Origin of the sequence: Mycetohabitans endofungorum, from assembly GCF_002927045.1 — a bacterium.
Taxonomy (GTDB): domain Bacteria; phylum Pseudomonadota; class Gammaproteobacteria; order Burkholderiales; family Burkholderiaceae; genus Mycetohabitans; species Mycetohabitans endofungorum.
Genome location: NZ_PRDW01000005.1, coordinates 226,274 through 236,901, shown reverse-complemented (window position 1 = coordinate 236,901; position 10,628 = coordinate 226,274). Strand labels below are relative to the sequence as shown.

The 10,628-nt window shown below is 59.9% G+C and carries 11 protein-coding genes and 3 pseudogenes; 11 read left to right on the top strand and 3 right to left on the bottom strand.

Annotation, left to right across the window (positions count from 1 at the left end):
• Nucleotides 1-14: 14 nt before the first annotated feature.
• A complete protein-coding gene (locus B0O95_RS07160; protein ID WP_104077270.1) occupies nucleotides 15-1,361 on the bottom strand; it encodes an MdtA/MuxA family multidrug efflux RND transporter periplasmic adaptor subunit in 1,347 nt (448 codons plus the stop codon).
• 437 nt (nucleotides 1,362-1,798) lie between these two features.
• On the bottom strand, nucleotides 1,799-2,263 hold the full coding sequence (locus B0O95_RS07155; RefSeq protein WP_104077269.1) for a rhodanese-like domain-containing protein: 465 nt from the start codon (nucleotides 2,261-2,263) through the stop codon (nucleotides 1,799-1,801).
• Nucleotides 2,264-2,616: 353 nt separating this feature from the next.
• Between B0O95_RS07155 and glnA the strand changes: the two genes are divergently transcribed.
• Entirely contained in the window at nucleotides 2,617-4,032 is a 1,416-nt protein-coding gene (gene glnA, locus B0O95_RS07150; RefSeq protein ID WP_104077268.1) for a type I glutamate--ammonia ligase, read from the top strand.
• A 59-nt stretch (nucleotides 4,033-4,091) separates the two neighbouring features.
• Nucleotides 4,092-4,221, top strand: a pseudogene (locus tag B0O95_RS07145) (IS110 family transposase); the annotation flags it as partial.
• A gap of 143 nt (nucleotides 4,222-4,364) precedes the next feature.
• Here B0O95_RS07145 and B0O95_RS07140 read toward each other — a convergent pair.
• Nucleotides 4,365-4,658, bottom strand: coding sequence for an H-NS histone family protein (locus tag B0O95_RS07140; RefSeq protein ID WP_104077309.1), 294 nt, complete (start codon nucleotides 4,656-4,658; stop codon nucleotides 4,365-4,367).
• Nucleotides 4,659-5,343: 685 nt separating this feature from the next.
• Here B0O95_RS07140 and B0O95_RS17155 point away from each other — a divergent pair.
• From B0O95_RS17155 to glnL, 9 genes and pseudogenes are all read left to right on the top strand, one after another.
• Nucleotides 5,344-5,436 (top strand): annotated as a pseudogene (locus B0O95_RS17155) (type II toxin-antitoxin system prevent-host-death family antitoxin); the annotation flags it as partial.
• Nucleotides 5,433-5,697, top strand: a pseudogene (locus tag B0O95_RS16925) (Txe/YoeB family addiction module toxin); the annotation flags it as partial. The pseudogenes B0O95_RS17155 and B0O95_RS16925, both read left to right, overlap by 4 nt.
• A gap of 682 nt (nucleotides 5,698-6,379) precedes the next feature.
• Nucleotides 6,380-6,664, top strand: a complete 285-nt coding sequence (locus tag B0O95_RS07125; protein WP_041755040.1) for a prevent-host-death protein — start codon at nucleotides 6,380-6,382, stop codon at nucleotides 6,662-6,664.
• The gene (locus B0O95_RS07120) at nucleotides 6,661-7,080 is read left to right on the top strand and encodes a PIN domain-containing protein (protein WP_104077266.1); all 420 of its coding nucleotides are present in this window, start codon (nucleotides 6,661-6,663) and stop codon (nucleotides 7,078-7,080) included. Before B0O95_RS07125 ends, B0O95_RS07120 begins: the two co-directional genes overlap by 4 nt.
• Before the next feature lie 469 nt (nucleotides 7,081-7,549).
• Nucleotides 7,550-7,654: a hypothetical protein gene (locus B0O95_RS16920; protein WP_269845325.1), complete on the top strand. Its 105-nt coding sequence runs from the start codon at nucleotides 7,550-7,552 to the stop codon at nucleotides 7,652-7,654.
• Nucleotides 7,655-7,676: 22 nt separating this feature from the next.
• Nucleotides 7,677-8,078, top strand: coding sequence for a zeta toxin family protein (locus B0O95_RS16495; RefSeq protein ID WP_332908558.1), 402 nt, complete (start codon nucleotides 7,677-7,679; stop codon nucleotides 8,076-8,078).
• Entirely contained in the window at nucleotides 7,982-8,614 is a 633-nt protein-coding gene (locus B0O95_RS16490; RefSeq protein ID WP_233203195.1) for a KfrB domain-containing protein, read from the top strand. Before B0O95_RS16495 ends, B0O95_RS16490 begins: the two co-directional genes overlap by 97 nt.
• 267 nt (nucleotides 8,615-8,881) lie before the next feature.
• Complete coding sequence (locus B0O95_RS16485) at nucleotides 8,882-9,259, top strand: transposase (protein ID WP_233203194.1); 378 nt, start codon at nucleotides 8,882-8,884, stop codon at nucleotides 9,257-9,259.
• Between the two features lie 166 nt (nucleotides 9,260-9,425).
• Nucleotides 9,426-10,568, top strand: coding sequence for a nitrogen regulation protein NR(II) (glnL, locus tag B0O95_RS07100; RefSeq protein ID WP_104077265.1), 1,143 nt, complete (start codon nucleotides 9,426-9,428; stop codon nucleotides 10,566-10,568).
• The last annotated feature ends 60 nt before the right edge of the window (nucleotides 10,569-10,628 follow it).

Here is a 10,628-nt window from a genome sequence, read left to right as displayed (position 1 = left end):
GACCCCGGCCGGAATCAAGGCTGCGGTTGGCGCGTGTGGCCGTGCGTGGCCGACGCGTGACGCGCCGCTTGGCCGGCCGACGCGGCCGAGCTGCCACTGGCGGTCTCGGCCGGAATCGTGATCTTGGCGCCTTCCCGCAACCGGTCCGAGCCATCGATGACGACACGCTCTCCCACCGCCAGGCCGAAGACGATGCTGGTGCGCTCGCCCTCGACCGGACCCGTCTTCACTGGGCGCACGGTGACTGTGTTGTCGGCTTTGACCACGTAGACAAATGTTCCCATCGAGCCATTGAGCACCGCGGAAGTCGGTACGATGGTCGCGTTGCGGATCGTGTCGACGAGTAGCCGCACATTGACGAACTGATTCGGGAACAATGCCTGCCCCGCGTTCTGGAACACCGCGCGCAGTTTCACGGTGCCGGTGGTCGTATCGATCTGGTTGTCGATGGTATGCAACTCGCCGGTTTCCAGTGGCCGGCTGTTGGTACGGTCGTATACGGTCGCGGACATCTTGGCGCCCGCGGTCCATTGCTTAAGAATGGCTTGTAGGTTGTCCTCGGACGTGGTGAACACGACGCTCATGGGCTGCATCTGCGTGATCACGACAATGCCGTTTGTATCGCTGGTGGTCACGTAGTTGCCCGGATCCACCTGACGCAGTCCCACTCGGCCTGTCACCGGCGCGGTAATCCGCGCGTAGGTCAGGTCCAGCTTGTACGTATCGATCGTCGCTTGGTCCGACTTCACCTGGCCACGGTACTGCTCGACGAGCGAGGCCTGCGTGTTGACCTGCTGGCGCGAGATCGAATCCTGCTTGAGCAACGCCTGGTACGCGTTTAGGTCTGACACCGCCTGTCGTAGCAGCGCCTGGTCCTTCGCCAGTTGCCCTTCGGCGTTGCGCAGTGAAATCTCGTAGGGGCGTGGATCGATTTGTGCCAGTATATCGCCGCGCTTGACGAGTTGGCCTTCCTGGAAATTAACCGACATCAGCGTGCCGTTCAACTGCGTGCGCACGGTCACCGTCGCGAGCGGTGTCACGGTGCCCAGCGCATTGATCACGATCGGCATCTGGCCATGGACCACGGTCGCGACTTTGACCGGCTGTGGCATGTTCGCGAACGCGCCGCCGCCGCGCTGTGCGCTAGGCGACCTGCCGGCACTGCCCGTGGCTGCGCCGCTGGCGTGGGCGCCTGGCGCGCCGCGCATGGCATCACGTTGCCACGGATGCCACCAAAGCAGCGCGACGACGACCGCGACGAGCCCCGTAGCCAGCTGCAGCGTGCGCGTGCGGGTGCGGCTGGCCACGGCGCGCGGCGCTGCATCGGATGATCGAGCTTGTTGTTGTTCGTCTTTCTGCATGGTCGAGCAAATCGTTGGGACGTGATGGTGGGGAAGGGCTGCGACGACGAGCCGACGTGGTCCGGTGCCTGGTCAAGGATTGGAAACTGCACGAAATCCTACGTGCGTCAACCGTGTCAGTCCAGCAACCTTTTTTTCGGAACGTTACACCGCACCCGCCGCCGCCTGCGGCAACCGCGACGGGCGGGCGGCATCGCAGCGAGGTGACAAGTTGGGCCGCCGCGTCCGAGGTCGCGCCGGGGGCGATGGGCGCGAACGCGGTGGCTGGGCGCCTGTCCTCAGGGGAATTTGCTTAACTCAGTCAGCCTTGACTCAGTCAATATTAGTCAGGAAGATACCCGGCTTGCGCACTGCCGCGTGTGCGGTGCGGCCACGGTGCTGGTTGACGCGCCATGGCGCCAATGGCCGCACCTTCCCATGGCGCGGTGTCCCCGAGTCTAGGCGCCCACCCAGGGCAGGCCGCGGAAACACCAGCCGCCGACCGTCTTGCGGTGTCCTTGAGCGTCTTTGTCGCCCTCGAAACCTTCCAGAATATCGTAGGCGCGCATGAAGCCCGCGTTCGCCGCTGTCACTGCAGCCAGCTTCGAGCGCGCGGCGCTGCGGCACAGCAGCAGGATCGGCGTGTGCGGCATCGCCACTTGAGACAGTTGCTCGACGAACTCGGTGTTGGGGACGCCACCTGGATATCGCGTCCACTCGATGTGTACGTACTGGCCGTTCCCGACCACCGGGCGGCCGACCCAGTCCAGTTCCGCGCGGGTGCGTATGTCAATCAACCGGGCCCCCGGCTCGAGCGCTAACAGCTCGAATGCCTCACCTGGTGCCAGCGCGCCGGCATACTGCAACTGGTGTTGCGCGCGGCGCTGCTCGGCCGCTGCGTAAATTGCGTCACGGGAAGTCATCACTGTGTCCAAAAGCGCAATAGCTTTATTTTAGCGTCGTCGTAGAATGACCCGCCTAGGCAGCGACATGGTGCGCGAGGTTGGTGCATTATCGTCATTTTGCACCTAATAGGGGCTTGTTCGTCGCTACCATCGAAATTGCACCAAATTTGTGCGCGACGCGCTGCGACGAGGGCGAGCAATACGCTGATCGTAGGTCGCGGTAGTGCGTAAGCACCGCAATTGGGCGTGCCCGGTGTCCCTGCGTCATAAATTGGCATGAAGTGTGCTCTAATCGGACCCGATCCCGTTGCATGACCGGGAGGCCGGAATCGGGAGGCGGTATCGCCCCCATTGTTCACCAGGAGAAAGGAATGACTAAAACCGTGGCCGACGTCACCAAGCTCGTCGAGGACGAGGACGTCAAGTTCGTCGATTTTCGCTTCACCGACACCCGCGGCAAGGAACAACACGTGACGGTGCCGGTGTCGGCGTTCGACGAAGACAAGTTCGAAGCCGGCCACGCGTTCGATGGTTCCTCGATTGCCGGCTGGAAGGGAATCGAAGCGTCGGATATGCTGCTGCTGCCGGATCCGAACACTGCGTATATCGATCCATTCTATGAGGAACCGACGTTGGTCCTCACCTGCGACGTGATCGAGCCCTCGGACGGTAAGGGCTATGAGCGCGACCCACGTTCGCTCGCCAAGCGCGCCGAGGCGTACCTGAAGAGCACGGGCTTGGGAGACACCGCGTTTTTTGGCCCGGAGCCCGAGTTCTTCATTTTTGATTCGGTGCAGTGGAACATCGATATGTCGGGCTGCTTCGTGAAGATTGGTTCCGAAGAGGCCGCCTGGTCGTCGGGCAAGGAGTTCGAACACGGCAACAGCGGTCACCGTCCGGGCGTCAAGGGCGGCTATTTTCCGGTTGCCCCGATCGATTCGTTCCAGGATATGCGCTCGGAGATGTGCCTGTTGCTCGAGCAACTGGGCGTGCCGGTCGAAGTGCATCACCACGAGGTCGCCGGTTCCGGCCAAAACGAGATCGGCACGAAATTCTCGACACTGGTGCAACGCGCTGACTGGACGCAGCTCTTGAAGTACGTCGTGCAGAACGTGGCCCATACGTACGGCAAGAGTGCGACGTTCATGCCTAAGCCGGTGGTGGGCGACAACGGTTCCGGCATGCACGTGCACCAATCGATCTGGAAGGATGGTCAAAACCTGTTCGCAGGCAACGGCTATGCGGGGCTGTCCGAGTTCGCGTTGTTCTACATCGGTGGCATCATTAAGCACGCCCGTGCGCTGAACGCGATCACGAACCCGACCACGAACTCGTATAAGCGGCTGGTGCCGCACTTCGAAGCGCCCGTCAAACTCGCTTATTCGGCGCGTAACCGTTCCGCGTCGATCCGGATTCCGCACGTGTCGAACCCGAAGGCGCGCCGAATCGAGACGCGTTTCCCGGATCCGATGGCCAACCCGTATCTGTGCTTCTCGGCGCTGATGATGGCCGGCCTGGATGGCGTGCAAAACAAGATCCACCCGGGCGAGGCCGCGGACAAGAACCTATACGATCTACCGCCGGAAGAGGATGCAAAGATCCCGACCGTTTGCGAGAACTTGGACACGGCGTTGGACGCGCTCGATGCCGATCGCGAGTTCCTCACGCGCGGCGGCGTGTTCACGGATTCGATGCTGGATGCGTACATCGAACTCAAGACGCAGGAGCTGCAACGCTTCCGTCAAACCACGCACCCGATCGAGTTCGAGATGTACTACTCGCTCTGAGCGATGGTGCGTGCTGTCCGGCGGGCGGTGCGGTGCGCCCATTGCGCGTTACCGCCCGCGCCCACTATTGGGATCGCAAGCTCCAGGCGTTCTGGGCACACCGTCAAGCTGACGGTTCCCCAATTTGTGAAACCGTACGTGAAGACGAACGAGCACGATGCGGCTGACGCCGAAGCCAGCTGCGAAGCGGGCACGTTTGGCGAATTGATCCATCGCCTTGCTAAGCCAATGCCCCAAAAGCTTGTTTCTTTGGCACTAATTTGCGGGTGCAACAAAAAATAACGCGGCACACAGCGACACATTCGCCTCCTTCACCCACATGCCGTTCCGCCTTATTTTTGGATCAAAAAGCGCTCGCGATTCTTTCCAATCCATGACGGCGCCCGACCTCTACCGCTCCAGGTCTCACCCGTTTTGGGATTCTGGTATTTTGGCTCCGGTTGCTTCGCGCGTGCAGCGCCGCGAGCTTGACGCCTACGTCCAAATAAATCTTCGGCTGTGATCCCCAATTCGGTGATCTTCTCACGCATCTGTGCAATCACCGTTTCCAATTCCTGCGCCCGTAAGGCCTCTGCCTCCGCTTCAAGCTTTTCAATTTGAGCGCGCAACTCTTGGTATGTCGCCATGTTCATTCCCTATGTTAAGTTAAAAATATCCTGGACGGATGCGAACTGGTTCAACTCGCTTGCATGCCTGTGCCGACGTCTCAGATTAACGAAGCGCTGGCATGGCCTCTATCTAAAAAGACTGATTGCAGACTCACCGCTTGAGCTACGATAGTCGTCACGCTCGATGATCAAACACCGCTTCGCTTTTTGCCTTCGTACCCTGCGTATGCGCATAAACAATGCCAGCTGTTCTTTACGACGACCGGCGGCCCTACAAGACCCTCTATTCTACCTTAATGCGCCGACGGCCGAGCCGACCACTGGATTAAGAATGAGTGGTTTATGGTTTTCGCCGGCGGCGCGGCGTAGAAATGCAACAAATCACCTGCGGGTGTTTCCAATTGGCGCGATTGAAGGCGAGTGCCGTAATCACCTTTAAGAAGATGCCTAAGCTCGGATTGCCACTGCTCGCCCCAACTGCCCACAAGCCCTTATAAATAACTGGAGTACTGCTCGTTGGTGCATGGATAACCTGTTACCCGGTGCTGAACAACGCTGAACCAAATCGTCTAGTGCGCCACGGTTATCCCCATTTCAGCGCTCCGGCAGTCGCGCGGCATAATCCATGTCGGAAGTCCAGGCAGGTTCGAGGGGGCAACGTTCGAATAGGTGATCGAGCGTTTCCATGAGCGTCGTGCCCTGCTCGCCAGCCAACGTCGCTCACCTTGAGCGTTCGATTGCACAGTTGCGTAAGGGCAAGGCAAAAGAATGTAAACTGGCCGAAGATGCTGAATGAGCGTGCGCCGCGTGCTTTTTACGCTCGATGCATGGGACGATTACATCTACTGGCAGGGGCAAGACCGCAAAGCCTTCAAGCGCATCAACCAGCTATTCACGAGACGCAGCGCACACCTTTCGAAGGCATCGGCAAGCCCGAACCGCTGAAGGCGAACCTCTCTCGGGCTTTTGGTCCCGCCGCATCGACGACACTCATCGCCTGGTGTACGAGGCGGACGATTTCCAGATCAGCCTCCTCTCCTGTCGTTACCACTATCAGGCGTGCCGCCGGCGCGCGCTTCCTTCTTCCTTTGCCCGAACCCCCATCTCGGGGTGCGGCCGGTTGGTCAGCAAGTGTTTGACGATCGCCTCGGCACCGGGACCAAGGGAGGCCGTTGGTTCAGATCGGCGATCAACTTGCCGATCGCCCGGCTGATCTGGCGGTGCGACAGGCCGCACGCCCACTTCAGCCGCAGTGCTTCCTTCAGTTTGCGCATGCTCATCCGAGGTGCCGGCATCAACCTGTCCCCTAAAAAGAGACAAGGTTAACGCCCGTCGTTGATCACATGCGCAACACCACCGCCGAGCCGGAACGGCCATCTCGTTTCGCTCGCGTGATCGGCTATACGCACCGAAGTGATTATGCGTACAACCCGCCAGATCTACAGGATATTGACGGAGGAGCCTCTTTCGGACGAGCATCGTTAAAGGCTCGACCAGTCGCTGGGGTACCTTCAGGATCTGGAATTTTCCGTACGATAGCTGCAATGCACAATCAATAAAATCAATCAATTAGCCGATGCAGGCGTGGCCCAAATCGCGCTCGAAAACAATTTGTGCACCCCAGGCAAGTCCAACCAGGGTTTCCGCGCTACTGGGTGCTTGCACCCAGGTTGCTATCTGTTAAAATGTGTACACACTGATTCACATTTTGCGTTCGGCGAGCGCGTAGGAGTATGCACATGGAAGCGATCACAGTCGGAATCCGCGAGTTTCGTGCTGACTTGGCGGAATACATCGCGGCGAATATGCCCGTTGCGGTGACGCGGCATGGCCAGACGGTAGGGTACTTCATTCCGGCACATGGTCAAGCCGAAGCACATCTTGCCGCTATGAAAAAGGCGAGTGAAATCTTGGATGATCTGTTGACTGGCCGTGGCGTGGATGTCGAAGAGGTGGTGTCCGAGTTTAAGGCAGTTCGCCGAGCATCGACCGGCAAGGGCAAGACCGGTGCCAAATCTGCATGAGCAATAAGGCAATCGTACTCGATGCGAACATCTTGATTCGGGCAGTTCTTGGCACGCGCGTGCGCGAGTTGGTCATGGCGCATGCTCACGCAGTTCAGTTTTTCGCTCCCGACGTGGCGTACACGGACGCCAGAAAGTACCTGCCAGCATTACTGGAGAAGAGAGGCGTTGCGCCGGAGTCAGCGATAGCCGTGCTGGATAGCTTGGTTCCGTTGATCCAAATTGTTGACGCTGAAATCTATGGAGATGCGCAGGCCGCTGCGCTCCAGCGCATCGGGGCAAGGGATGCCGACGATTGGCCCGTCCTGGCATGTGCCATGGCAATCGGATGCCCGGTTTGGACGGAGGATGCGGATTTCTTCGGGACGGGGGTGGCGACTTGGACGACAGATCGAATCCAATTCTATTTGAATTAGATCCTATGTAGCGTGAAAGCAGACAAAGGGAGGTGCGCCCGACTTACGATATCGGATCATCAGACGCTCAATCTGACGCACGCTCAGGCCCTGCCGTTTGGCCGCACGACCCGGTTTCAGACCCATGGCCACCACGACCTGAATCAGCTTCAGATACTATTGTTAAAGTCTCAAGTATGACCAAGCAACTATTCAGCCGTACCGGCGTTCGCTACGAGGTGGCGCTGGACGTGTTGGGCGCCATTATTGCGCACCATTCTGAGGCCATTGCGGTCGAGCGCGACAAGCCAGTGCCCGACGAGGCGGTTATTGAGCGCACCCTGCAGAAAATAAATGCGTTAGACGCACTGCGCGACGAGCTTGACCCAAGGGAGCCCGAGACTATCGAGCGTGTTATCCAGCAGTACGCCCCGCAGGCCCGCGAACTGTACGGCAAGCGATCCGCGAGCTACGCAGCAGCGGCGGTGCCGTGCTCATCGATGCGGACCGGATGCGGGAGCGAAATCCCCGCTACAAGCAGCTATCGCATGAAGACCCGCAGCACGCAGCCGATCGCATCGTAAGGATGCAGTGAGTGGGCAACCCGGCTGACCGTCGTGGCCGCCGAGAATCGGCGCAACCTAGTGATTGACGGCACCATGCGCAGCCCGGAGAGCATCCGCGATCTGGCGCACCGGCTCAAGGATGCAGGCTACAAGGTCGAGGCCCGCGTCATGGCTGTTAATGCCAAAATATCGTTTGCGCGAGCCCGGCTGCGCGGCCCATCTACGAAAATTTGCAAGAACGCGGCGACTGGCAGAAAGCGCCCGAGGTTGTTCAGGAGCTGGAGCAGGAGCGTGCGAGAGACTGGACCCACGACGAGCGCCGCGATTAAGTATCGGCGCTGGAGAAAATCAACGCCTTGGCCGGTCAACGCGAGAGCTATGCCGACAACGTGGCCGATACCGTACGCATGTTCGCGGACGGGAAGGCCATGGGCGGCAATGAAAGGTCACTAAGATGCACCGATGCGCAGCTGAGCCTGCCCGAGCAGGATCACACGTGGCGCACCATGCCGGCCGACCGTGACGAGTTGGCCGCCAAGCTCGAGGCCGCGCGCGCCGACTTGGCGCGGTTCGAGCGCAGCGAAACGTACCAGCGTGCACAGGCTTTCGACCAGCTGACCAAGCACGAGGCCTTGGCCAAGCATCCTGAGCTAGACGGCGCCTACAAGCAGCTTCACGATATCAAGCAGGGCCGGGGCCTGCAGATATCGCAAGACGACCGCGAAACTTCCTACTTCAATGCCCGCGCGCGATTGTCCGAGCAGCTTCACCGCGGACAGGTGCCCAAAGGCAATGTGACCCTGGACGAGTCGCGCCGCGTGCTCGAAATGGCTGCGGGACAGCGGGGCCTTATGGTCCGAGATGCTGGCCAAATGAAGCAAGACTTTAAAGGCAAGGTGGTCGCCACCTCCTCGCATCACGCCGCCGGCGAGAAGGTGGTCATTCAGTACGGCAACAAAAAGAGCCAAGTCTATGACCAGGGCAAATAACCGGCACGTGAATCCACGCGCGACATGGGCCGCTAATCAGACATCAAGTTGGATCCCTATCGAGCGTATCTTGCCCAGCGCTGGTGTGAAGGCGGCCAAAACGCGGCGAGGTTGTATTGGGAAATCGTGAGCCAAGAGTTCAACGGCGGTTGCTGCATCGTACGCCAAGCCCTTCAGCCTTGGCGACAAGCCTGTGCAATCACGCAGCAGCTGCGTACTGCTGTGTTGCGAGCGGTGCCTTGCACTCGCCGCGTAGGCTGCTGGTTAATGGGTCGGGGCACGGCGTCGCTCACCAACGACGATAAGCGGCACATCGAGCGCTTTGTTCAACGACTTGGCGAGCGAAATCCACAGATTGTGGCGATCCGGCGGCTGTCGCTCGAGTTCACCGACATGGTCAAGCGCCGCGCACATCAAGCGTTGGCAAGCTGGCTGCGTCAAGCGCAGGCCAGCGGTGTACCAGAAATACAGCGGTTTGCAGCAGGCATTGGCCACGACTACGATGCCGTACACGCTGCACGACTCACACCCTACAGCAACGGTATCGTCGAGGGCCATGTCAATCGGCTCAAGTCCCTCAAGCACCAAATGTATGACCGCGCCGGCTTCCAACTGCTTCGTACTCGCGTGTTGAATCGATGCTGATCATGAGGGCCGTTTGCAATGCGAGAGGCACGTGGGGCATGATCTTGGGCCGCTCGCTCGGATTAGCAATCAGGCAGTGGGCGTCGGCGGGCCAGACTGCCGGGGCAGCGTGCCGACTGACCACCCCCTGCAAACAGGGCCAGCCTCACTCGATTGGACCAGCCCGATGGTATTGAAGAACCTAACCAAATTGAAACGAAGCCAATCCGATATGTTGGACGATTCAGCGCTGTCCTGCTCTGGGCTGCTGCCCGGGCTCGACGCGTTGCCGACGGTCGTGCTGGTGCTGGACAAGCGGACACTGCGTGTGGCGTATGCGAATCCATCGGCCGAGTCGATGCTCGAGATGTCGCGCCGGCAACTGGAGCAGACCACGTGGCCGGATCTGTTCTCCAATGGCGATGAGTTGGTGACGACCATCGCAGCGATTGCCGACAACCGGTTCCAGGCGACGCACCTGGACGCCACACTGGAGCGCCAGCTGCGCGAGCCGTTGCGCGTGCACGTTATCGTGGGTTACCTCGAGGCAGCATCGGACTACGTATTGCTAGAGCTGTTCGCCAACGACCAGCAATTGCGCAGCGATCGAGAGGAACGCATCCATGACCTGACGTCGGTCAACAAGCAACTGATCCGCAATCTGGCGCACGAGATCAAGAATCCGCTTGGCGGCATTCGCGGCGCGGCGCAGTTGCTCGAGTTCGAGTTGGGCGAGCGCGAGGCGCGCTACGACTTGCACGAATACACACAGGTCATCATCAAGGAGTCCGACCGGTTGCAGACGTTGGTAGACCGGCTGCTGGAGCCGCACCGCCATCCGCACATCGTCGGCGACGTCAACATCCACGAGGTCTGCGAACGGGTACGCACGGTGATCCTGGCCGAGTTTCCCCGAGGGCTGACGATCGAGCGCGACTACGATGTGAGCGTGCCGGAGTTTCGCGGTGACAAGGAGCAACTGATCCAGGCGTTGCTGAACATCGTGCGCAACGCGACGGAAGCGCTCAAAGAGCGCATCTCGCAAGGTGACGCGCATATCGAGTTGCATACGCGCGTCGCGCGCAAGGTTACGATCGCCAAGCGGTTGTGCAAACTGGCATTAGATTTGCGTGTAACCGACAACGGCCCCGGTATACCGGAGCAGATCCGTGACCGGATCTTCTATCCGCTGGTGTCGGGACGGGACGATGGCAGCGGGCTCGGGCTCACGCTTGCGCAGACCTTTGTGCAGCAGCACGAAGGGTTGATCGAAGTGGAAAGCCGTCCCGGCCATACCGAATTTCAGATCCTGTTGCCGCTGACTCGATGATCGGAGTGCAGGCGCCAGGTGCGCGCACGCAGATATTGAAGAAAACCGCCCAATAAATCT